The organism is Haloterrigena salifodinae (assembly GCF_003977755.1).
Classification (GTDB): Archaea; Halobacteriota; Halobacteria; order Halobacteriales; family Natrialbaceae; genus Haloterrigena; species Haloterrigena salifodinae.
Genome location: NZ_RQWN01000002.1, coordinates 1,021,245 through 1,040,599, shown reverse-complemented (window position 1 = coordinate 1,040,599; position 19,355 = coordinate 1,021,245). Strand labels below are relative to the sequence as shown.

General features: G+C 66.3%; 28 protein-coding genes. 8 read left to right on the top strand and 20 right to left on the bottom strand.

Annotated elements, in window-relative coordinates; all coding sequences use genetic code 11:
* Positions 1-94 precede the first annotated feature (94 nt).
* On the bottom strand, positions 95-232 hold the full coding sequence (locus EH209_RS24095; RefSeq protein WP_164722047.1) for a hypothetical protein: 138 nt from the start codon (positions 230-232) through the stop codon (positions 95-97).
* Positions 233-340: 108 nt separating this feature from the next.
* The gene (locus tag EH209_RS24090; RefSeq protein WP_164722046.1) at positions 341-514 is read right to left on the bottom strand and encodes a DUF7556 family protein; all 174 of its coding nucleotides are present in this window, start codon (positions 512-514) and stop codon (positions 341-343) included.
* A gap of 232 nt (positions 515-746) precedes the next feature.
* On the opposite strand from EH209_RS24090, the gene EH209_RS13725 reads away from it, so the two are divergent.
* Positions 747-1,301: a GMP synthase subunit A gene (locus EH209_RS13725; RefSeq protein ID WP_126663420.1), complete on the top strand. Its 555-nt coding sequence runs from the start codon at positions 747-749 to the stop codon at positions 1,299-1,301.
* A 382-nt stretch (positions 1,302-1,683) separates the two neighbouring features.
* On the opposite strand, the gene EH209_RS13720 is transcribed toward EH209_RS13725, so the two are convergent.
* Complete coding sequence (locus tag EH209_RS13720) at positions 1,684-1,938, bottom strand: DUF3194 domain-containing protein (protein WP_126663419.1); 255 nt, start codon at positions 1,936-1,938, stop codon at positions 1,684-1,686.
* Complete coding sequence (locus EH209_RS13715) at positions 1,939-2,340, bottom strand: prefoldin subunit beta (protein WP_126663418.1); 402 nt, start codon at positions 2,338-2,340, stop codon at positions 1,939-1,941.
* A gap of 107 nt (positions 2,341-2,447) precedes the next feature.
* On the opposite strand from EH209_RS13715, the gene EH209_RS13710 reads away from it, so the two are divergent.
* On the top strand, positions 2,448-3,536 hold the full coding sequence (locus EH209_RS13710; protein ID WP_126663417.1) for an iron transporter: 1,089 nt from the start codon (positions 2,448-2,450) through the stop codon (positions 3,534-3,536).
* 24 nt (positions 3,537-3,560) lie between these two features.
* On the opposite strand, the gene EH209_RS13705 is transcribed toward EH209_RS13710, so the two are convergent.
* The 8 genes from EH209_RS13705 to EH209_RS13670 form a co-directional block, all read right to left on the bottom strand.
* Positions 3,561-4,061, bottom strand: a complete 501-nt coding sequence (locus EH209_RS13705; RefSeq protein ID WP_126663416.1) for a DUF2243 domain-containing protein — start codon at positions 4,059-4,061, stop codon at positions 3,561-3,563.
* A 76-nt stretch (positions 4,062-4,137) separates the two neighbouring features.
* Positions 4,138-4,401, bottom strand: coding sequence for a KEOPS complex subunit Pcc1 (locus EH209_RS13700; protein WP_126663415.1), 264 nt, complete (start codon positions 4,399-4,401; stop codon positions 4,138-4,140).
* A 6-nt stretch (positions 4,402-4,407) separates the two neighbouring features.
* Complete coding sequence (locus EH209_RS13695; RefSeq protein WP_124196427.1) at positions 4,408-4,542, bottom strand: DNA-directed RNA polymerase subunit P; 135 nt, start codon at positions 4,540-4,542, stop codon at positions 4,408-4,410.
* 15 nt (positions 4,543-4,557) lie between these two features.
* Positions 4,558-4,821 (bottom strand): 50S ribosomal protein L37ae, encoded by a 264-nt coding sequence (locus tag EH209_RS13690; RefSeq protein ID WP_126663414.1) that lies wholly within the window; start codon positions 4,819-4,821, stop codon positions 4,558-4,560.
* Between the two features lie 109 nt (positions 4,822-4,930).
* Complete coding sequence (locus tag EH209_RS13685) at positions 4,931-5,134, bottom strand: hypothetical protein (RefSeq protein WP_126663413.1); 204 nt, start codon at positions 5,132-5,134, stop codon at positions 4,931-4,933.
* Between the two features lie 190 nt (positions 5,135-5,324).
* Positions 5,325-6,089, bottom strand: a complete 765-nt coding sequence (locus tag EH209_RS13680; protein WP_126663412.1) for a DUF2103 domain-containing protein — start codon at positions 6,087-6,089, stop codon at positions 5,325-5,327.
* A 127-nt stretch (positions 6,090-6,216) separates the two neighbouring features.
* The gene (surE, locus tag EH209_RS13675) at positions 6,217-7,053 is read right to left on the bottom strand and encodes a 5'/3'-nucleotidase SurE (protein WP_126663411.1); all 837 of its coding nucleotides are present in this window, start codon (positions 7,051-7,053) and stop codon (positions 6,217-6,219) included.
* Between the two features lie 71 nt (positions 7,054-7,124).
* Positions 7,125-7,634: a zinc ribbon domain-containing protein gene (locus EH209_RS13670; protein ID WP_126663410.1), complete on the bottom strand. Its 510-nt coding sequence runs from the start codon at positions 7,632-7,634 to the stop codon at positions 7,125-7,127.
* 175 nt (positions 7,635-7,809) lie between these two features.
* Between EH209_RS13670 and EH209_RS13665 the strand changes: the two genes are divergently transcribed.
* A complete protein-coding gene (locus EH209_RS13665; RefSeq protein ID WP_126663409.1) occupies positions 7,810-8,337 on the top strand; it encodes a hypothetical protein in 528 nt (175 codons plus the stop codon).
* 10 nt (positions 8,338-8,347) lie between these two features.
* On the opposite strand, the gene EH209_RS13660 is transcribed toward EH209_RS13665, so the two are convergent.
* Positions 8,348-8,599 carry a hypothetical protein gene (locus tag EH209_RS13660; protein WP_126663609.1) on the bottom strand — a complete coding sequence of 84 codons (252 nt, stop codon included), beginning with the start codon at positions 8,597-8,599 and terminating at the stop codon, positions 8,348-8,350.
* A gap of 175 nt (positions 8,600-8,774) precedes the next feature.
* Entirely contained in the window at positions 8,775-10,154 is a 1,380-nt protein-coding gene (gene truD, locus EH209_RS13655) for a tRNA pseudouridine(13) synthase TruD (protein ID WP_126663408.1), read from the bottom strand.
* A gap of 133 nt (positions 10,155-10,287) precedes the next feature.
* On the opposite strand from truD, the gene EH209_RS13650 reads away from it, so the two are divergent.
* Complete coding sequence (locus tag EH209_RS13650) at positions 10,288-10,533, top strand: hypothetical protein (protein ID WP_126663407.1); 246 nt, start codon at positions 10,288-10,290, stop codon at positions 10,531-10,533.
* Positions 10,534-10,543: 10 nt separating this feature from the next.
* On the opposite strand, the gene EH209_RS13645 is transcribed toward EH209_RS13650, so the two are convergent.
* The 3 genes from EH209_RS13645 to EH209_RS13635 form a co-directional block, all read right to left on the bottom strand.
* Positions 10,544-10,801: a hypothetical protein gene (locus EH209_RS13645; protein ID WP_126663406.1), complete on the bottom strand. Its 258-nt coding sequence runs from the start codon at positions 10,799-10,801 to the stop codon at positions 10,544-10,546.
* A gap of 88 nt (positions 10,802-10,889) precedes the next feature.
* Positions 10,890-11,228 carry a peptidyl-tRNA hydrolase Pth2 gene (gene pth2, locus EH209_RS13640; RefSeq protein WP_126663405.1) on the bottom strand — a complete coding sequence of 113 codons (339 nt, stop codon included), beginning with the start codon at positions 11,226-11,228 and terminating at the stop codon, positions 10,890-10,892.
* Between the two features lie 44 nt (positions 11,229-11,272).
* On the bottom strand, positions 11,273-12,088 hold the full coding sequence (locus tag EH209_RS13635) for a hypothetical protein (protein WP_126663404.1): 816 nt from the start codon (positions 12,086-12,088) through the stop codon (positions 11,273-11,275).
* Between the two features lie 163 nt (positions 12,089-12,251).
* Here EH209_RS13635 and dcd point away from each other — a divergent pair, with 163 nt between their 5' ends.
* The 3 genes from dcd (at position 12,252) to EH209_RS13620 (ending at position 14,845) form a co-directional block, all read left to right on the top strand.
* The gene (gene dcd, locus EH209_RS13630) at positions 12,252-12,851 is read left to right on the top strand and encodes a dCTP deaminase (RefSeq protein ID WP_126663403.1); all 600 of its coding nucleotides are present in this window, start codon (positions 12,252-12,254) and stop codon (positions 12,849-12,851) included.
* Between the two features lie 379 nt (positions 12,852-13,230).
* Positions 13,231-14,130: a thiamine-phosphate synthase family protein gene (locus EH209_RS13625; RefSeq protein WP_126663402.1), complete on the top strand. Its 900-nt coding sequence runs from the start codon at positions 13,231-13,233 to the stop codon at positions 14,128-14,130.
* Between the two features lies 1 nt (position 14,131).
* Positions 14,132-14,845, top strand: coding sequence for a class I SAM-dependent methyltransferase (locus tag EH209_RS13620; protein ID WP_126663401.1), 714 nt, complete (start codon positions 14,132-14,134; stop codon positions 14,843-14,845).
* 33 nt (positions 14,846-14,878) lie between these two features.
* Here the strand turns inward: EH209_RS13620 and EH209_RS13615 are convergent, their stop codons facing one another.
* Together EH209_RS13615 and EH209_RS13610 are read right to left on the bottom strand one after the other, a co-directional pair.
* Complete coding sequence (locus EH209_RS13615) at positions 14,879-15,289, bottom strand: acyl-CoA thioesterase (protein WP_126663400.1); 411 nt, start codon at positions 15,287-15,289, stop codon at positions 14,879-14,881.
* 90 nt (positions 15,290-15,379) lie between these two features.
* Positions 15,380-16,153, bottom strand: a complete 774-nt coding sequence (locus EH209_RS13610) for a DUF7001 family protein (RefSeq protein ID WP_126663399.1) — start codon at positions 16,151-16,153, stop codon at positions 15,380-15,382.
* 150 nt (positions 16,154-16,303) lie between these two features.
* Here EH209_RS13610 and EH209_RS13605 point away from each other — a divergent pair, with 150 nt between their 5' ends.
* Entirely contained in the window at positions 16,304-18,034 is a 1,731-nt protein-coding gene (locus EH209_RS13605) for a histidine kinase N-terminal 7TM domain-containing protein (protein WP_126663398.1), read from the top strand.
* A gap of 150 nt (positions 18,035-18,184) precedes the next feature.
* Here the strand turns inward: EH209_RS13605 and EH209_RS13600 are convergent, their stop codons facing one another.
* Positions 18,185-19,117: a sulfide-dependent adenosine diphosphate thiazole synthase gene (locus EH209_RS13600; RefSeq protein WP_126663397.1), complete on the bottom strand. Its 933-nt coding sequence runs from the start codon at positions 19,115-19,117 to the stop codon at positions 18,185-18,187.
* Positions 19,118-19,355: the final 238 nt, after the last annotated feature.

Genomic DNA, 19,355 nt, shown 5'->3' with positions numbered 1-19,355 from the left:
CGCCGCGCTATCGGCTCGAAGCGGAAGAGACAACGCCCACCCGGAACGGCAAAGCGAAAGTACTCGTGCGAGTCCGCATCCGGACGCGGACCGACTATAGCGCCGTGAAGACGACGTACGGCACGACAAACAGGGCGACCGTGAACACGGCGAGGATCAGCAGATACCCGAGACCCGCGCCGGCCGCGGTGAGCCACGCCGGATGATCGAACTCACTGAGATTGATTGCCATACTGGTATCGTTCCGTGAGACGCGTATAAGCGTACCGGAACCCGGAACCGGTTGCTGTTAGTTGCGAACCGGATACCGCCATCGGGACAGCAAACCCGCGGTGTGGCGCTATCGCCACTCGTCCAGCGAGGCGGCGTTCTCCTCGGTCATCGAGAGCCAGACGTCGTCCCGTCCGATATCGGCGATCACGAGGTGCGGCTGACCGTCGATCTCGTCGATCGCGGCGACGACATCGCCGTCGGTCGCCGACTCACTTCCGACCGATCCGGCCTCGAGTGTCATAGTACACGATACCTCAGGAGTATGTATGAATGTTTTGGTATCGTACTATACGGTGGTTGGATGATTCCTATTCTTGGTCTATTCTGTCGATAAGATGCACGGAACACCGTTACATTCCGAGAAAGTAAATTGGAAAGGTGCGTGGTAGCGAATAAGTGCACAGACGGCGACCGGCGCGCGGCGACAATGGTTTCCGGACCGTTTTTACCGGGTGACTGGCTAGGACCCTCCAATGACGAAGATCGTCGTGGTGGACAACCACGGACAGTTCACCCACTTAGAGCGCCGGGCCCTTCGCGACCTCGGCGTCGATACGGAGTTAATCGACAACGAGACACCGCCCGAAGACGTCGACGCCGACGGCGTTGTCCTCTCCGGCGGCCCCGACATGGACCGGATCGGCCGTTCCGCCGACTACCTCGAGGCGGGCGTACCGGTACTCGGTATCTGCCTGGGGATGCAACTGATCGCCGAGGAGCTCAACGGCCGCGTCGGTGGCGGCGAGTACGGCGGGTACGCCGACGTGAACGTCGAGATCGTCGATGACGACGACCCGCTGACCGGGTCGCTCCATCCGGAAACCCGCGTCTGGGCAAGCCACGCCGACGAGGTCAAGGAACTGCCCGACGGATTCGAACTCACCGCCAAGAGCGACGTCTGCGGCGTCGAGGCGATGAGCGACACCGACCGCGACCTCTACGGCGTCCAGTGGCACCCGGAGGTCGCCCACACTGAGGAAGGCGACGAAATCTTCGAGAACTTCCTCGAGATCTGCGAGTCTCGGTAGGGCAACTCGAGCCGTCTCGTCGGTCGATCCGGCTACCGGTTCTCTACCGCTCAGTCATTCATCTGTCGGTTTCGCTATCATCCGCTAGCTGCGACAGTCTCGAGGATCCTCACCGGCGTGTTCTCTCGTAGTCGTGTTCCGGACTCTCGAGGCCTCCGCGAGAACGGATGGGAGGACAAAGACGGCATGGCCTCGACACCCGGCTGGGTCATCGGCGCGGGCCTAGTCGTCTCGAGTCGCTGACTCGAGTAGTCGCGCGGATACCAGTTCCGTCTCGGACGAGACGTGATACCCGTACCATATCGGCTGCAACCGGCGGTCAACCGCTATACCCGTTGCTCACCGTCGAGAGAGCAATCGAGAAGGGGGTCGGTTTCGACCGTTACTCGCCGAACAGTTCGTCGACGGCGTCCCGCGCGACGAGCGCGGCGTCGTCGGCGACCCGTTCGGGGTCGGGATCGTCCGGACCTCCGGGCGCGTTCAGATAGACGTCGACCTCGAGGACGCCGTCCTCGAAGGTGACGGTGACGTCGAGATCACGCACTGCCGATTGCTTGTACTGCGAGAAGACGTAGCCTTCCGCAGCGTCGGAGGCCGTCTGCACGACCTCCTCGTCGGTCGGTTCGCCGGTCGACATTTATGCGCCGCCTGCGCCCGGGCCGCCCGGGCCGGCCGGGCCGCCCATGCCGCCGCCGGCGCCGCCGAGCAGTTCCTCGAGCTCGTCCTGGAGCTCCTCGAACTGATCCTGGACGCGCTCTTCCTGCTTCTCGAGGGTCTCGAGTCGGATCTCGAGGGAGTCGACCTTCTCGTCGAGGTCCTCCTCGGCCTCGTCGTACTCGGTCTCGACGAGCAGTTCGCCGACCTTGCGGTACATCGGCGTCTCGGCGTCAATCTCGTCGAGCTCCTCGAGGGCGTTCTCGGCTTCGGTAAGGTTCGATTCGGCTTCCTGCTTCTGGACGGCGACCTGCTGTGCGGTCTCCTGAAGGTCCTGAAGCTGTTCGATTTTCTCTTGTGCTTCCGGCGGCAGATTACCCTGCATACCTCGACCGTCGCCCTCCGGACTGATAAAGCCAAGCTTTGTCATCGACCGGAAAGTCGGCACCAGCAGCCCCCACGACTATCCGTCGCGACGGCGTTGAACGGGCGATGCGACGGCGCACGGCGCTCTCGACCGGCGGCGCTCTCCTCGCGGGGCTGTCCGCCGGCTGCCTCGAGACGTTTCGCCGGGAGGACGCCTGGCGCGAACTCGTCGTCGATCCGCCCGAGGGCGTCTACGTTCCGCCCCATGCCGATGGGATGGTGACCTACGGGACCGCGACCGCCGGCGGGCGCGAGATCGCCCTGCTGGCGACCCGTCCGCACTCCTTTTGGATCGTCGCCGACGCCGATCGCAATCGGGCAGATATCCGCTCCCGCCACGACGTCCATCTGATGGTGACCGTCCGGGACACCGAGACCGGGACGTTCGTTCCGGCGTCGGTTCGGACGGCGATCCGGACGCGGAACGACGGTACCGACGCCAGCGATGACACCGCCACGGTTGACGAGCGGTCGCTCTGGCCGATGCTCTCCCAGCGGATGGGGCCCCACTACGGCGACAACGTTCCGCTCGAGGGCGACGGCCAGTATACGGCGACGATCCGAATCGGGGCGACGACCACGGACACGATCGGCGGCGTCGCCGACGGCCTCGGGGCCGAGACGAGCGTCGAGATCGACTTCGCATTCGAGACCGACGCGATCGACGATATCGAGCGCCGGTTGATCGACGAGGACGAGGGCCGCGGCGAGGCCGACGCGCTCGAGCCGATGGATCACGCCGTCGGCGCGGAGAACAGTGACAAGCGCGATCGGGAATCAGCAGCAATACTCGGCCGCGCGACGAGTGGCGACGTCGAGTACGCCGCGACGCTCCTCGACGCGGATCGAGCCCGAACCGACCGGCCGGCGCTCGCGGTGACGGCGCGAACGGCCCACAACGCGTATCCACTCCCCTTCGCCTCGCTCTCAGCGGCGGTCTCCCGAGGCGGCGACCGAGTCGCGAGCGCACACCTCGAGGAGACGATCGACGCCATGCTCGGTCACTGCTACCGGACGGCCGTCGATCCGTCCCTCCTCGACGGCGGCGACGGGCTCGCGATCGACCTCGAGACGCCGCCGCAGGTAGCGCGCCACGAGGGGTACGAAACCGCGTTTCTCGAGGGCGATTCGGTGACGATGGCGCTGGACGCCTAAGCGGGGTCGACGCGCCGTGATTTCTCACTCGAGGTGGCGCGCGTCGGTGTTTCTCGGCCGGACGGGGCCGTCGGCCACTCGCAGGAGACCCAGCCCGAGCGCGAGCAGGATGACGCTGACGACGACCCAGTGGGGGTTCCACGCTTCGGTCCCATGGACGACGTTGTGCAGGTCGAGCACGTAGTGGTCGACGACCCCGTCGTAGACGTTGAACACGCCCGCACCGACGAGGACCGAGCCGAGCAGATATGTCGTCGAGAAGCGTCGGTCCGTGCCGTTGACCACGCGCCAGAGCAGTCCGAAGCCGACGCACGTGATGGCGAGCGTGGCGATCAGAAACAGGCCGTCGAACATCACGTTCGTCCGGTAGCCGTCGAGACTGTAGGGATCGTAGTAACCCGACAGCAGGTGGTGGGTCTGTAACGTGAGGTGGAAGATCACGGTGTCGACGACGGCGCCGAATCCGAAGCCGATCGTTCCCCCCGCGAGCAGGAATCGCCGCCGCAGGCTGTCAGCCGTCGCCATACCGATGCGTCGGCGCCGACAGGCAAAAATCGAAAACCAGCACCTGCATCGTCGATAGCGGCGCCGGTCGCGGCGCTTACGGCTCGAGGGCCGCCGTGCCGGCCTCGGCCGCGTGTTCGGCGACGTCGACCAGCGTAAACCAGGTGTTCAGCGCCGCCCGCAGGGCGATCACGTCTGCGGCGTCGATATCGATGCGGACGGTCGAGCCGTCGCGGTCGATGGTCGTCTGCGAACGGTCGTCGTCGATCTCGCCGACCTCGCGGGCGACGCTCTCGGCGACGAGCCGTGCGCGAGACGGCGTCTCGTAGTCGAACTCGAGAGTCGCGTCGTGAGAAGGCACGCGCGGTTACTGGACGCCGACTTCCTTGACGTCCCGGCTGCGTTCTTTCAGGAGCACGCGGTGGCCACAGTAGGGACAGCGGACGCCACCGTACTCGTCGAGCTGGACGTCACGTTTACAGCGGGAGCACTTGTAACTCATACTGGCTCGAGAGGGTTACTCGTCGTCCTCGGCGAGCGCTGCGCGAATCGAGCGCTTGACGGTGCGGCCGGCGGGGGTCTCCGGACGGTAGGCGCCGCCGGTGAAGACCTCGCCGGTCTCCTCGTTCTTCCAGATGCCGGTGCCGACGCGGGTGACGTCGTCGCCGTCGACCTCGGCGCTCTGCATATCGTCTTCGATCTCGCTGACGCGACGTCGGGCGACGCGACCGTAGCGTGCACCGAATCGGCCCGCGCTACCGACAGTTCCTTTCTTGGCCATAGTAGGGCTAGCTATCGGCAGCGGATTCTTAAACCTGTTGAGTTCGGCCGGCTTCGACGCGCCGCGTGAGACGAGCACGCCGGCGGCGATCGGTCCGCCCCGCCCGCGGTCACTCCGTCGCCTTCTCGGCGACCGGCCCGGCGAGCAGTTCCCGGAAGACGAACGACAGCGCGGCGAGGTAGCCGACGGGGGCGAGGGGAGCGGCCAGCAGTCCCGTCCCGATGCCCGTCAGCGCGATGGCTGATCGGAGGGCGAGCCCACTCAGCGCGAGCAGCGGAATCGCAGCCAGCACGGCGTCGGGACGCTCGAACATGGCTAATTATATCTAATTACACCCGGTCGGATAAGGACCCGAGAACCAGCAGAGACTGTCTCTTCCATCAGGTAGTGACAATATTTACGCGGGAGATGTCAAGCGCAGGCGCGGCCGTCACCGCCGACAGCCCTCTACTACGATAACGGCGACGGCGATACCGGACGCTCGCAGCGGACGAGGGCGCGAGCTACTGGAACTCGGCGTCCGTCAGCACTTCGTTGAGGTCCTCGCGGATCCGCTCGCCCATCTCCCGATCGCGCGCGGTCGTGACGACCCGGTTCTCCTGGACGCTCGAGCCGTCTCGCAGGAGCATGCGAACGTTGCCGCCGTCGTCGGCGCGGGTAACTTTTGCGCGAAGCCCCGATTGGGAGCCCTTCCCGCCGGCGTCGATCGGACCCGGAATGACCTTCTTGACGTGGGGGTGGCCGGCGACGGTTCGGATCGCCCGCATCCCCGTCCGGCCGCCGATCAGCGTCGAGTGGCTGCCGCCGATCTTTTCGGCGGGCGGCGTCTGGACGACGTCCAGCGCGCGGTTGCCCCGTCGCTCGAGGACGGCGTCGACGGGATCCTCGTCCTCGACGCGGTAGAACTGGTGGTGGATGTCCTCGCGAACGGCCTGGATCACCGCCCGATCGCCGCCGGCGTAGACCTCTTCGGGTCGTTTCCGGCGGATTTCGTCACCGATCAACCCCGCGAAGTTCCGGAGTTCGACGACCTCGTTCTCGCCGTCTTCGGGCATTGTAGTGATCGTCGTCTCGCCCAGAATCGGATCGTCGTCCCGTCTCGCCGGTCCGTCGTCGCCGTCACCGCCGTCACCGTCGGCCGCGAGCATCGTCAGTGTCGCGCGTTCGCGTGCCGCCTCGAGGACGATCGCTTCCGTGTTGGCTTCCCGGCAGACGAGACAGAAATCGCCGGGTTTCTCGAGCGGCGATGCACAGTGGCGACACTCCATATCGACCGTTCGGGAGAGGGATGTAAAACAGGCGCGTTTTCGACCAATCCGGTCCACGACCCGCTTCCGGTGACGGTCGCATCGCCGGTACCGCTCCGCACTCCCTCGTTCTGCGACCCGGCGGCCGCTACAGAATGTCCTCGAGAATCTTCGCCACCGCGTCCGTTTTCACGACGTCATAGGGGACACGCATCGGCGAGACCGAGAGCTGCCCCTCGAGCAGCGCGTGGCGGTCCGTGTCCTCGGGATCGGGAATGTCGCGGTTGGCCATCTGCTGCCAGAGCCGATTCGTGAGCTGGAACTCCCCGTTCTCGAGGGCCGCGTCCATCTCGTACACCTCCGTCGGCCGGGTGAGTTCGAACCCCTCGCTCTCGACGTCTGGTCGCGGGACGTTGACGTTCAGGTAGTCGACGCGGTCGAACAGACCGGTTCCAGGTACTCCTTCGACGAGCGCGGCGGCGATTTCGCCGGTGTGGGCGAAGTCCGTGGGCTCGAGTTCCGACTCCATGCCCAGCGTGTCCATCGAGACGGCGATCGAGGGCGTCCCGAGGAAGGCGGCCTCCATGGCGGCGCTGACGGTCCCCGACCGCGAGAAGACGTAGGCGCCGAGGTTCGCCCCGGAGTTGCAGCCGGAGACGACGAGGTCGGGTCGGGGCTCGAGGGCGTTGACGCCGACGATGGCGCAGTCGCAGGGCGTCCCATCGACGGCATAGCCGAGTTCGTGGTCGGCGTGGGGGACTGGCGAGGTGAAGCCGTCGGCCTCGAGGTCGATCGAGCGGTCGTCGCTCTCGGAACCGGTCCGCCCGTAGGAGAGCGACCGACCGACGGCGCTCTGGTTGCGGTCGGGCGCGATAACGGTCACCGTCGCGACCTCGGTCAGGGCGTCGTACAGCGCCCGGATGCCGGGCGCGTCGATCCCGTCGTCGTTCGTCAGGAGGACGTGGGGCGCGTCGTGGGGATCCATTCGTCGTAGTCGTGGCATGGACGGCGAGCTACCTATCGGTTCGGTTCCGCGACGACGTGTCCGCGTGCAGCTCAGGAACCGGTGTCGAACGTGTCAGTCCTGTCGTCGACCGTGCTGGCCCCACTGTCGACCGCGTCGGTCCTCTCTCCGACCGCGTCGGCGAGTTTCGTCCCGCAGTTCGGACAGTACCGCGATCCCGTGTCGACGGCGGCCTCGCAGTCGGGACAGACGACGGTGGCGCTCGAGTCGCGTCCGCTCGAGAGTTCCTCGCCGCAGTCCGGGCAGTAGGCGGCGTCCGGCGAGGCGCTGGCGCCGCAGTTCGGACAGTCTTGGCCGTCCTCCCAGAGGACGCGCCGCCGGGAGTTCGCGACGTAGTTGTAGGCACCCCAGACGACGTTTCCGACGCCCATCGAGAACCAGAACGTCAGGATCGCGACCAGCAGGTGCGAGACCACCGACCCGAACTCCCGGTCGATCATCACCACGTGGTCGGGCGCCTCCTCCTCGATCGTCCACCCCCGGGCGACGAGCTCGTCGATCTCCCGTTGCAGTCGCGTACTTCGCGCGGATGTTCTGCGCATGGGGTCCGTAGGACTCGAGCGGACAAAAGCCTAGTAGCGGTCGTCGCTGCACCCTCTCGGGTCGCACTCGTCGCGAGCGCCGGTCGCCGCCCCGCCGAAATCCGCCGCCGGGAGCGGCGTTCGCACGCGCTGATAGAACGCGCCAATTTACCCTCGAGGCCGTCCTATGGAACGCATGATCGACTTCGTTCAGTCCGTTTCGATGGTCGTCTCGATCGCACAGGCAAATCCGAACCCAGGAGTCGACGTCGACATCGGTGCGCCAACCGGCCTCGTCAGCGGCGCGGTCGTCGCGTTCCTGACGACGCTGGTCGTCGGCGCGATTCTGGTCGCGATCGCCCCCGCGTACACGGAGCGGATGATGGCCGCCGTGCTCGAGGACCCAATCGGCGGCTTCCTCTATGGAATCCTCTCGCTGCTCGCCCTCGGCCTCCTGACACTCCTGCTGGTCATCACCATCGTCGGCATCTTCGTCGCGATTCCGCTCGGCCTCGCCGCCTACCTGGTGTGGTCGGTCGGCGCCGCCATCGGCTACCTTGCCATCGCCGAGCGGCTGGTCGGCCGCGACGACGGCTGGCTGACGCCGTTGCTCGTCGCCGCAGCCATCAACGGTGCGCTCGCGCTGACGGGGATCGGCGGCCTGATTTCGCTCTGCGTCGGCGCTGCCGGTTTCGGCATTGTCCTCCGGGACGCGCTCGCGTGAGAACCGGACGTTACCACGGAACGAACCGGCGGAGGCGGGCGAGGATCGACGGCTCCTCGCGACGGACGCGCAGCGTCGTCCCCTCGGCCTCGAAGGCCGCTTCGGTCGCGGGGAGCCGCTCGCCGTCGGGCAGTCGAACCGACTGCTCGCGGCAGGGCACCGTCCCGCCGCTGGTCGGCCCGAACGTCGGCGTGCGGGCCGTCGGCTCCGGGGCCGGTTGATCGTACTCGAGTTCGTACACCGTCGTCCCGTCGACCGCCAGTTTTCGCCAGTCGACGAGTTCGCGGTCCCCGCTCGTTCCGACGACGCCGGTTCCCCGTCCGGTGGCGTCGTCATCGCGGTCGCGTTGGTCGTCGCGATCGTTCCGATCCGCGACGAATCCGTGGCCTCCCGAAGTCATAGATTCACTTCGCCACAGGGACTCAAAAACCCCCGCCTCATCCCAGGTCGACCGGATCGACCTTCAGGTACTCCCGAAGGAGGACCGTCGCGTACGATCCCTTCGGCAGACCGAAGGAGAGCGTCAACGGCTCGGTCTCGAGTTCGAGGGTTGTCCGAACCAGAATCGCGCGCCGAGTGCCGCTCGAGTAAAACTCGCCCGGCAGATCGAAGTCGGCGGGCTCGAGGTCCAGTTCGTCGAGGACGGCGCGTTCGATCTCGCCCTGCTCGCCGTCGGCCAGATCCGTCTCGGTGCCCACGAGCGGTGCCGTGACGAACGCCCGGCCGCGCTCGCAGTGGCGCCGGACCGAGCGCACGCGACGGTCGGTGACCCGCTGGAGGCGGTCGGTGTCAGGCAGTTCGAGCCCCGCTGGCGCGTCGGTGTCGGCGAAGCAGGCCACGTCTCCCGCGACGGGTTCGTCGAACGGCAGCCCGCGCTCGAGGCGCTCGGAGAGCATCAGGTTGAACGCGTACGACTGGGCGGCGTGGACGAACAGTCGCTGGAGATTCGACGGCAGGCGCTCGAGGGTCGCGCGGTAGTCCTCGGGTTCGGGATCGTCGTCGACCTCGGCGAGCCCATGACAGAGCGACCGCTCGTAGCGCAGGCGATTGGGAAAGCGCTCGAGGGCTTCCTGCCAGTCGCGGGTCTCCTCGACGAACGCGCGGGCCTCCTGCGTGGACTCGGGCTCTGCGTCGGTGGGGTTCCCGAGGTAGGCCATCACCGCGCCGGCCCAGTCGCCGCGGACGATCTCGAGGCCGACCTCGTGGGTGACCGGGCGGCGGCTGCCAAAGCGCTGCTGGCCGAAGAAGTTGGGGACGCCGATCGAGACGGTCGTCTCGTCGTCGGCCGCGTCGTCATCCGTCTCGTCGGCCCCGTTCTCGAGACCGCCGAAGGCGTGTAATTCGTCCGTGATCCCGGTCGCGCGCTGGGGGTCGTCGGGGTCGCTGACGACCAGTTCGAACTCGTTGCCCGCGAGGTCGCCGAACTCGAGCGACCGGCCCGCGCGGCCGACGACCTCGATGTCGGCGCCGCGGACGTCGGGGAGGTCCTCGGGGTTGGCGCCGTAGATCGAGAACAGCTGCGTGGTGACCGCGTACTTGTCCTTCGTCCCGGCCCAGTTGACCCGCTCGCGGGAGACGCCGAGCGCGTCCGAGAGCCGGCCGGCGAAGTCGTTGGTGTCCCAGCCCGACAGCGTCGCGCGAACGACGAGGTAGGGGTAGGCGTCCGTCGGCGCATCGACGGGTTCGGTGTCGAACCGCTCGCGTTCGCGCACGCGGAAGTGGTCGTCGTCCGCTCGCAGGCGGCCGCCGACGCCGTCGGTATCGGTGAGGTAGTGCTCCATGCCGACGGCCTGCTCCGTTGGATGTGCCGGGCGCATGCTGGATGGCGGCGCTTGGACGGCCGGGGATAAATCGGTTCGTTCTCGCGGTCGCGCCGTCTCGGAGCCGGGCCCAGGAACGACCACCGACGCGACCGAATCAGTTATCAACTGGTTGACCGAACTGGAGAGTATGGAGACGGCTGATCCTCGTTGGCCGCTCAAGCTGTGGGTCAGTATGGTCGCCGGGATCGTGATCTTGGCGCTCATTAGGGGCGAGCTTCCCGGCATCGGATTCCTGCTCGGTATCGCCCTCGTTCCGGTGTACTTCCTGGCGCTTACGTCTCTCGACGGACCGATCGAGGAGCGAACGGCTCGCGTCGGCGCGATCGTCGTCTCGGTGGTGCTGGTCGGCGCGGCGCTCTGGCTGGCGCTCTAAGCGTCGTGTCTCAGGCCTCGCTACTGAGGTCGGCGTCGACGCGGACCTCCGAGTCGGTGATCGTCTCGATGCTCTCGGCCGGGACCTCGAGGTCGTCCTCGTTGGCGTCGCCGCGGCCGAGGCTCTGGACCCACGCTTCCGTCAGGCTCGGATCGGGGTCGACGTACGCGACCTGTTCGACGGGATCGATCTCGGTGACGATGCCAATCTGCTCGCCTCTGACGTCCATCAGGAACTTGCCTTCGTCTTCCGTCGAGATAACTGACATTGTATTTTGTATGATTTCGCCCGAAGGGAAGAATTTACTGGTGTATGTCAGTTGAAACGATCTGCAGACGCCGCGCCGTCGATCGCGCTCAGAATAGGGAGAGTTCGCCCGTGACGCTGTCGACGCGGTCATCTCCCGCCGGACCGACGGCCAGCGCCGTGACCGTTCCGGGCTCGAGTTGCGTGTGGCCCGCGTCCCGCACGGTCGCGTTGGGGACGCCCTCGCTGTCGGCGATCGCGGCGAGCTCGTGGAGTTGGCGCTCGCTCTCGCCTTTCAGGACGACCTTCTTCTGCCCGCCCTGTTTCCACTGATTTCGAAGCTGTTCGTCCGCCTTTTCGTAGGCCGACAGCGACGCGTGGGCGACCTGCGCGGCGAGTTTTCCCTGTCCCATGCCGATGTCCGTGCGGGCGACGATGGCCTGTTTCATGGCCGAGGAAAGGACGGGAACGCCTTTAGCCCTGACTATCGCGATCAGCGGACGATCTCTCGCTCGAGGCCGAGCTCGCACTCGGTTCGCCGGGCCTCCGGTCCTGTTTCGACGAGCGTCGGTTTCGAAACCGACTCGGAGAACCGGTCGGGATCGGGCGCGACGCGCTTGGAGATCTCCGAGAAGACCGATCCCTGTCGTCCCCCCGCCAAGGCCACGCCGCCGTACTTGCGTTCCTCGAAGGGAGTCTCGTCGGGATCCAGGAACTCCTCGCGAATGAGGTCCGCGGTCCCCCGGGCGTACTCCGCCGCCTGTCGCTGCGTGTACTGGCTCTCCTCGTAGTACGTCTCGGCGTGTTCGTCGGCCAACTCCTCCGAGCAGTGTTCCGGCGACTCGTAGTAGATCGCCGCCGATGTGGTGTAGCCACCGGCGAAGCGAACGTTCACCGTGAAACTGTCTGGATAGCGAAGGATCAGCGGGGCGTACACCATCTCCGTGACGGTGGCCCACTGCTGGACCCGCCACCCCCCCTCGACGTAGTACGCGGCGATCTTCGCGACCCGGTCGTCGCGGTCGCCACGAAAGTACGCCATCGCGACCTCCTCGTAGTCGTCGCCCGCAATCTGTCGCAGTCGCCGCTCGAAACTCTCGGCGGCGTGTGCGTACTCCTCCTCGTAGGCGGTGAGCAACGGGACATCCGGATCGGCGAGCAGGTCCGCCTTCCGCTCGTGGGCCTCCGCGATGGTTCGCATGTTCTCGTGAAAGACTCGCTCGGCCTCGTCGTCGGGAAGCGGGATTCTGACCGCTCGCTGATGCAAGATCCGTGCATCGCCGTTGAACCGCTCCTGTTTCCCCTCCATGGAAACTTGTTCGGGGCACCACCTACTAATTGATTCGGGCCGCGATCGAGAAAGTATACTTGTAGCTGTACTGAATCGAAACACTTCGGATTTCCGTCACTCGTCCGGCAGCCGCCGAATCGGATCGGGTGATTTAGGAACCCGTGGGACGCCCCTACTCGATATGATCCTCTCCGACGCGGACATCCTCGAGCGACTCGAGGCCGGCGACCTCGTCGTCGACCCCCTCGACGACCCCGAGTTGCAGATCCAGCCCGCGAGCATCGACCTCCGACTCGGCCAGGAGTTCCTCGAGTTCCAGCGGACGAACATCCCCTGCATTCATCCGAATTCGGAACAGGAGGTCGACGAGTACGTCACCGAGACTATCGTCGAGGACGGCGACGACTTCATCCTGCATCCCGGCGACTTCGTGCTCGGAACCACTCACGAGCGCGTCGAGATCCCGCCGGACCTGATCGCCCACGTCGAGGGCCGGTCGTCCCTGGGTCGCCTCGCCGTGGTCGTCCACGCGACGGCGGGGCTGTGCGATCCCGGCTACCGCGGTCAGATCACCCTCGAGCTGTCGAACCTCGGCACCGCGCCCGTCGCGCTCACGCCCGGGATGCGGATCTCCCAGCTGACGTTCACCGAACTGAAGACCGAGGCGGAGCGACCGTACGGCAGCGAGCGCGGCTCGAAGTACCAGGACCAGGACGGCCCGCAGGCCTCCCGGATCCAGAGCGACCACGAGTTCGGCGGCGACCAACTCGAGCGTAAGTAGTTCGGGTTCGATACTGTATTCCGTGCGATACCGATAGAGAGCGGCCCGTCCGTCGTATCGGTGAAATCACCGCCATGAGAACCCCTGCTATCGTGGCAACGGGGATTGCCACACCCTCCCCAGCCGATTCGCTCGTTCTCTCCGTTCACTCACTCATCCCTCGCACGCTGTACCGCGGTTCACCAGTAACTCGCGGGTCACTTCGTTCCCCGCTCGTTTCTCGAGGCGCTCGGTTCCCTCGCGCCTCGCATGTTCACCGCGGCACAGCGTGCGCCACCGCAGTGGACCAGTCACCGTTCTGTGGTCGTTCCGTGTCTCACAGGCGCATACCGGGTTCGTGACCCACAAGTTATTCCGCCGGCGGACATAGGGATCGCAAATGCAATTCGTCGAAGAAATCGTCGTGGACGAGTTCCTCCCGACGATACGGTCGCTGCTCGCCGGGGAACTCCGCGACCGCGGGCTCACCCAAAGCGAGGTCGCCGACGTGCTCGGCATCAGCCAGAGCGCCGTCTCGAAGTACGCCCACGGTGACGTCACCACCAACGACCGCATCGCCGACGACGAGCGCGTCGAGGCGCTCGTCTCCGAACTCGCCGACGGGCTCGCGGCCGGCGACGTCACGCCCGTCCAGGCGCTGATCGAGATCGAAATCCTCGTTCGCGACCTCGAGAGCGGCGGGGATCTCCTGGCTCAGCTCCACGAGGACGCCGTCCCGGAACTCGCCGACCACGGCGCGAGCTTTCGCGTCCACGACCCCGAGAACGACCTGCGGACCAGCGAACGCGTCCTCTCGTCGCTGCGCCGCGGGCTGCGCATCCTCGAGAACGCGGGCGGCTTCACGACCCTGATCCCGGCGGTCGGCGCCAATCTGGTCGCCTGCACGCCCGACGCGGACGACGTCGACGACGTCGCCGGCGTCCCCGGCCGGATCTTCGACGTCAAGGGGCAGGCGACGGTGCCGTCCGACCCCGAGTTCGGCGTCTCCGAACACGTCGCGAGCGTCCTGCTGGCCGCGCGCGAGCACGGCGCGGACGCGTCGTCGGCGATCAACATTCGCTACGAGCCGGACCTCCTCTCCGAACTGACCGAGCAGGGCCACGTGACCGCGGAGTTCGACGAATCCAGCGACGTCGCCTCGAGCGTGGGCGCCGCGATCGAGGACGAACCCGAGGCGACGGTGCTCTACCAGACCGGCGGCATGGGAATCGAGCCGCTGATCTACGTGCTGGGACCGGACGCCGAATCGGTCGCGGACACGGTTCGCTCGTTGATCTGAGATGGCGGGCCTGCGCTCGCGGCTCCGAAGGCTGCGCGCGGAGACCGACGCCGAGAGCGCACAGGAGTTCTACGGCCGCTGGGCCTACCTCTACGATCTCGTCGCGCGTCGAACCCCCGGTATCCCGAAGCTGCGACGGCGCGGGGCCGCCGCCTGCCGACTCGAGCCCGGAGACACCGTCGTCGAGATGGGCTGTGGGACGGGCGCGAACCTCCCGTACCTGCGCGAGCGGGTCGGCCCCGAGGGAACCGTCGTCGGGGTCGATTTCACCGGGCCGGTGCTCGAGCGGGCCCGGGAGCTGACGGCCGAGTACGACAACGTCCACGTGGTTCGAGGCGATGCGACGCAACCGCCGCTGGCCGCTGAGTCGGACGTCGACGCGATCCTCGCGACGTTCGTCGTCGGCATGCTCGCCGATCCCGCAGGCGCGGTCGACGACTGGTGCGACCGCGTCGGCCCCGGCGGTCACGTCTTCCTTGCCAACGCCACCTCGAGCCGCGAGTGGTACGCGCCGGCGGTCAATGCGGTCTTCCGGGCGATCGTCGTCCTCTCGACGCCGCCGACGACGAAGCTGCGCTACGAGGACGACCCACACCGCAGACTGGACGAGAAGATTCGGACTGCCCACGCGCGCCTCCGCGAGCGGTCGACGGCCGTCGCCGACGAACGCCACGTCTTCGGGGTCGTACGACTGACCGGTGGGAAACTCGAATAAAAAAGGACAGCGTCGCGCGTGTTGCAGGTCGACTCAGGCCGTCGTCTCGAGGCCCTCGTACGCCGCGATCGGCTCGCGGATCTCGTCGGGGAACGGCGCGGGTCGTTTCGTCTCGGAATCGATGTGGACCATGGTCGTCTCCGCCGTCGCAGCGACGTCGTCGCCGACGCGGATCTCGTAGATCATCGTGCAACTCGAGTCGCCCAGACGCGAGACGCGGAGGGAGACCTCGGGGTCGTCGCCCTTGACAATCGGCCGCTCGTAGTCGATCTCGAGGTTCGCGATGACGAAGGAGATATCCTCGGCGGGGATGTCGACGACCGATTCCAGGTAGTCGGTGCGCGCGATCTCGAGGTAGGTCGCGAAGACGGCGTGATTGACGTGGTCCAGCGGATCGAGATCGCGATACCGGACGGGAACCGCGACGGTAAACGGAGCACTCATTGTACGTTGTCGGAGTCGGCTGTCACAAAAGAGGACTGCGGTTCTGGCAATGCCGAGTGGCGCTCCCGCGCTTCGTAGCGGGACGGCCGCTCACGCCTCTCGCTGTTCGTACAGGCGGGCGTGTGCCGTGCAGAACGCCGGCTCGCGCAACTGCGCCTCGATCAGATCCTCGTGGTAGTGGGCGTTGAAGAGCCGACAGCCCTCCTGATCGCAGAAGGCCTCGCCCGTCTCGAGGTAGTGGTACGCCTGCAGGACGTACCCCTTCAGCGCGTCCGTCGTTCGCGGATCGTTTTCGACCAGGAACTCGCCCTCGACCTGGTTCTCGAGGACCTCCCGTGGCGGCGCGTCGCCGGCGAGGAGCGCGTGACGCTGTTTCTCCTTGTAGTATTCCTCTGGCTTGGCGGGTGCCTCGTAGAGTCCCGGCACCGATACCAGCGCGGGCTGGCCGGGGACGGTCACGCGCTTGTGCCAGCGGCCGTCGTGGTCGCCCCAGGTGCCGATCGCGCGGTCCAGAATCGCGACGTGGAGCGTCTCGAGGTCCCGTTCGGCCGCCGGAAGCGCGCTGTTGAGCGCCCGCTGGATCTGCGCGCCGTCGTAGAGGACGCCGCCCTCGCGCTCGGGGTGCTCGAGGGCCCGTTCCTCGTAGCGGATCGTTCCGAGCATCGTGTTGCCGGTTTCCCGCTCGTAGGGGGAGGGGACTCGCGCCTCGGCGAACCGCTCGGCGAGGTCGTCGCTCCGGCGGACGTCGAGGAACCGGTCCCGAACGGTCACGTCGGTGTCGGTTCGCTCGTCCAGCCACTCGGAAACTGCGTCGACGTCAGCGACCGTCGAGGGCGTTCGATAGCAGATGACTCGCTCGACCATGTATGAATTGGTGGTACCACTCACTGAAACAGTTACGGTCGATCGATGTTCCGGGCGGCGGGAGGGCCACGCGAGTAGCGACTGTCAGGAACGCGCCGTTCCGCCGTCGTGGCCGCAAAGGGTATTTTCGATCCGCCGAACGACAATACGATGACCGCGATCTACACCGCCCACCTCGTCGGGCTCGCACTCACCTTCGTCATCTCGCTGGGCGTCGTATGGTGGATCCGACGCCGGACCCGCGACCGGGCCGGAAGCGTGATGATCGTCCTGCAGGTGGCACACGCCGTGATGGTTACGTGTGCGGCCGGCCAACTACTGAGTTCGAGCCAGTCGCTGAAGGCGTTCTGGTGGCACTCGTGGTACGCACTGGTGATCGTCCTCCCGGTCATCTGGTTCGTCTTCGCCGTTTACTACACCGGCAGAGAGTACTGGCTGACGCCGCCGGTGTGGCTCGCCCTCGGCACCAGCGTCGTCGTTCCCGGCGGACTGGTCCTTACGAACCCCGTCCACGGACTGTTAGCTACCGGGTTCGGCCTCGAGTTGGAGCCGTTTCCGCAGCTGGTCGTCGCCGAGACGACGGGCCTTCTGCGACTCGGCGCGTTGACGCATCTTTACGCACTCACGACGCTCGCGCTGCTCTTTCGACAGTTTCTCTTTTCGCGTCGAACGGCTCGGTTACAAACGGGCGCTGTCCTCGCCGGAATGGGACCGATCATCTTCTTTGCGTATCTCACCCAGACAGACGCGCTCCCGGTGGCGCGATTCCCGTACGGTGTCTTCGGCGCGGGAATCTTCAGCGGAATCATTGCCATCGGACTGTTCAAAAACCAGTCGTTCGCAGTCGCGCCGCTCGCGCGGGATCGGCTATTCGAGTCCCTCGGGGACGCGGTCCTCGTGGTCGACGCGAACCGGACCGTCGTTGACTTCAACCGGACGGCGGCCGAACTCTTTCCGGCGCTCGAGGACTGTCTCGGGCAGTGTCTCGACGACGCGTATCCGTCAATGGTCGTTCCGGAGCCGCGAGCCGCCGACGACGGGGGAGACGCTAGCATCCAGTCGTCCGACGAACCGCTCGAGTCGCCGTTTGCCGAGCGCCTTCACGTCTCAATCGATGGAGAGACTCGAACACTGCGAATCGACACGACCGAAATCTCGAGCGGTGGTGAGCCCCGCGGCTACGCGCTGATCGTTCGCGACGTCACTGAACTCGAGCGCCACGCACAAGAACTGGAACACCGGACGCAGCAGCTCGAGCGGTTCGCAAGTGTCCTCTCGCACGACTTGCGAAACCCCGTCTCCGTCGCTACCGGGTACGCGGAGTTAGCTCTCGAGACCGGCGAGGTCGACCACGTCCGCGAGACGATGACCGCTCTCGAGCGAATCGAGGAAACGATCGGAGACCTGCTAACGCTCACTCGGGAGGAGGCAGCGATCGACCAGCAGGAAGCCGTCGCGCTCCGCTCGGTCGTCGACGACGCGTGGGGGACCAGCGATACCGGCGTGGCGACCCTCGAGAACGACATCGATCCCGTCCGAATCCGTGCGGATCCGTCGCGTCTCCGATCGCTGTTCGAGAATCTGTTTCGCAACGCCGTCGACCACGGCGCCGAGACGGTCCGCGTCGGGCCGCTCGAGACGGAGACGGGTGCCGGCGTGTACGTCTCCGACGACGGACCGGGGATTCCGGCCGACGATCGCGATCGCGTCTTCGAGTACGGCTATTCCACGCGTGACGAAGGGACGGGTATCGGACTGGCGGTCGTCAAGTCGATCGCCACCGCACACGGCTGGTCCCTGTCGGTGACCGACGGAGAACCCGGCGGTGCCCGGTTCGAGGTGACCGAGATCGAACCGGTGCCGGCCGCGACCACCGGTTGAACGGCTGTCTGCTCCGTGTGATCGAGAGATAGCATCGCCGCGCCTCGCCGAGAGCCGCCCGTGAAACGAGTTCCACACTGACCGACAGTGAGCTACAGGCTGACGGCGGGGCCGCTTCACGGGGCTGAAAAGAACGAGTGGTCTCGGTGCTTAGTCGTCGGCCGGCGTCGCCGCGCGCGAGGTGATGTCGACCGGTTCGGCGTCGACCTCGAGTTCGTCGAGCGCGACCTGGGCGGCGCGCTTGCCGGAGACGAGCATGGCGCCGAAGGTCGGGCCCATGCGCGGGAGGCCGTAGGTCGTCGCGGTGGCCATCCCAGTCGCGATCAGACCGTCGTGGACGAGACCGGTGTGCTCGACGACGGCGTCTTCGGACTTGCCGACCCACATGGAGTCGTGGCCGGGCGAGTCGTGGCCGGGTGCGCCGTACGTGTCGTCGTCGGTGCTGTCCATGCCGGTGGCGGCCGCCTCGGCGTCGCCGATACCCGGCGCGTCGAGGACGCCGCGCTCGTCGAGTTTCTTGACGGCCATCGCCTCGTGACCGGTCGCGTCGATGACGAGGTCGGCCTCGACCGCGATCGGGTCGACGCAGGTGATCTCGCGGGGCAGCGCGTGGACCGGCGTCCAGTTCATGACGATGCCGCCGACGCGGTGGTCCTCGCGGATGACGATGTCCGTGAACTCGGTCATGTTCTGCATCTTCGCGCCCGCGTCACAGGCGGCCTTGATGAGGCCGGAACAGGCCTCCGGACCGTTGGCGACGTAGAGGTCCTCGCTGTCCTGTGACTCCTTGTGGGAGACGTCGAGTTCGTCGAGGATCTGCTGGGCGGGGTCGCGGACAGTGACCTTGTTCATCAGGAAGCCGCCGAGCCAGAAGCCGCCCCCGAGGTAGTTGTTCTTCTCGACGACCATCGTCTTGACGCCGCGCTCGGAGAGTTCCTTCGCGGCCGTCAGTCCCGAGGGCCCGCCGCCCACGATGATGACGTCGCTGTCCGAGAAGTCCATGAACTCCTCGGTCCACTCCTGTCCGATCGCGCGGGTAACGTCTGCCTCTCCCACCTGACTGAACTGCTCGAATTCGCTCATACAACTTGGTGGTAGCACCGTGTGGTGAAAAGTCTATCGTGATGAGGCCACGAATATTCAGTTTGCAGACGTGTTACGAGCGAATTTCAGTGATTAATCGTGGAGATCGGGGCTGCCGTCGCCTCAGTTCACCGAACGCTGACGGCCGGGTGGGTTACGGAGGATCGTCGCGGTTTCTTCTCGATCGCCATTCTCGTGTCGTCTACGGACCGTCCGGACTTCCTCGAGATGAGCGGGT

Bases quoted from the DNA above. Each gene is read 5' to 3' on its own strand.
- EH209_RS24095 (WP_164722047.1), bottom strand. From the start codon at position 232: ATGGCAATCAATCTCAGTGAGTTCGATCATCCGGCGTGGCTCACCGCG.
- EH209_RS24090 (WP_164722046.1), bottom strand. From the start codon at position 514: ATGACACTCGAGGCCGGATCGGTCGGAAGTGAGTCGGCGACCGACGGC.
- EH209_RS13725 (WP_126663420.1), top strand. From the start codon at position 747: ATGACGAAGATCGTCGTGGTGGACAACCACGGACAGTTCACCCACTTA.
- EH209_RS13720 (WP_126663419.1), bottom strand. From the start codon at position 1,938: ATGTCGACCGGCGAACCGACCGACGAGGAGGTCGTGCAGACGGCCTCC.
- EH209_RS13715 (WP_126663418.1), bottom strand. From the start codon at position 2,340: ATGCAGGGTAATCTGCCGCCGGAAGCACAAGAGAAAATCGAACAGCTT.
- EH209_RS13710 (WP_126663417.1), top strand. From the start codon at position 2,448: ATGCGACGGCGCACGGCGCTCTCGACCGGCGGCGCTCTCCTCGCGGGG.
- EH209_RS13705 (WP_126663416.1), bottom strand. From the start codon at position 4,061: ATGGCGACGGCTGACAGCCTGCGGCGGCGATTCCTGCTCGCGGGGGGA.
- EH209_RS13695 (WP_124196427.1), bottom strand. From the start codon at position 4,542: ATGAGTTACAAGTGCTCCCGCTGTAAACGTGACGTCCAGCTCGACGAG.
- EH209_RS13690 (WP_126663414.1), bottom strand. From the start codon at position 4,821: ATGGCCAAGAAAGGAACTGTCGGTAGCGCGGGCCGATTCGGTGCACGC.
- EH209_RS13685 (WP_126663413.1), bottom strand. From the start codon at position 5,134: ATGTTCGAGCGTCCCGACGCCGTGCTGGCTGCGATTCCGCTGCTCGCG.
- EH209_RS13680 (WP_126663412.1), bottom strand. From the start codon at position 6,089: ATGGAGTGTCGCCACTGTGCATCGCCGCTCGAGAAACCCGGCGATTTC.
- surE (WP_126663411.1), bottom strand. From the start codon at position 7,053: ATGGATCCCCACGACGCGCCCCACGTCCTCCTGACGAACGACGACGGG.
- EH209_RS13670 (WP_126663410.1), bottom strand. From the start codon at position 7,634: ATGCGCAGAACATCCGCGCGAAGTACGCGACTGCAACGGGAGATCGAC.
- EH209_RS13665 (WP_126663409.1), top strand. From the start codon at position 7,810: ATGATCGACTTCGTTCAGTCCGTTTCGATGGTCGTCTCGATCGCACAG.
- truD (WP_126663408.1), bottom strand. From the start codon at position 10,154: ATGCGCCCGGCACATCCAACGGAGCAGGCCGTCGGCATGGAGCACTAC.
- EH209_RS13650 (WP_126663407.1), top strand. From the start codon at position 10,288: ATGGAGACGGCTGATCCTCGTTGGCCGCTCAAGCTGTGGGTCAGTATG.
- EH209_RS13645 (WP_126663406.1), bottom strand. From the start codon at position 10,801: ATGTCAGTTATCTCGACGGAAGACGAAGGCAAGTTCCTGATGGACGTC.
- pth2 (WP_126663405.1), bottom strand. From the start codon at position 11,228: ATGAAACAGGCCATCGTCGCCCGCACGGACATCGGCATGGGACAGGGA.
- EH209_RS13635 (WP_126663404.1), bottom strand. From the start codon at position 12,088: ATGGAGGGGAAACAGGAGCGGTTCAACGGCGATGCACGGATCTTGCAT.
- dcd (WP_126663403.1), top strand. From the start codon at position 12,252: ATGATCCTCTCCGACGCGGACATCCTCGAGCGACTCGAGGCCGGCGAC.
- EH209_RS13625 (WP_126663402.1), top strand. From the start codon at position 13,231: ATGCAATTCGTCGAAGAAATCGTCGTGGACGAGTTCCTCCCGACGATA.
- EH209_RS13620 (WP_126663401.1), top strand. From the start codon at position 14,132: ATGGCGGGCCTGCGCTCGCGGCTCCGAAGGCTGCGCGCGGAGACCGAC.
- EH209_RS13615 (WP_126663400.1), bottom strand. From the start codon at position 15,289: ATGAGTGCTCCGTTTACCGTCGCGGTTCCCGTCCGGTATCGCGATCTC.
- EH209_RS13610 (WP_126663399.1), bottom strand. From the start codon at position 16,153: ATGGTCGAGCGAGTCATCTGCTATCGAACGCCCTCGACGGTCGCTGAC.
- EH209_RS13605 (WP_126663398.1), top strand. From the start codon at position 16,304: ATGACCGCGATCTACACCGCCCACCTCGTCGGGCTCGCACTCACCTTC.
- EH209_RS13600 (WP_126663397.1), bottom strand. From the start codon at position 19,117: ATGAGCGAATTCGAGCAGTTCAGTCAGGTGGGAGAGGCAGACGTTACC.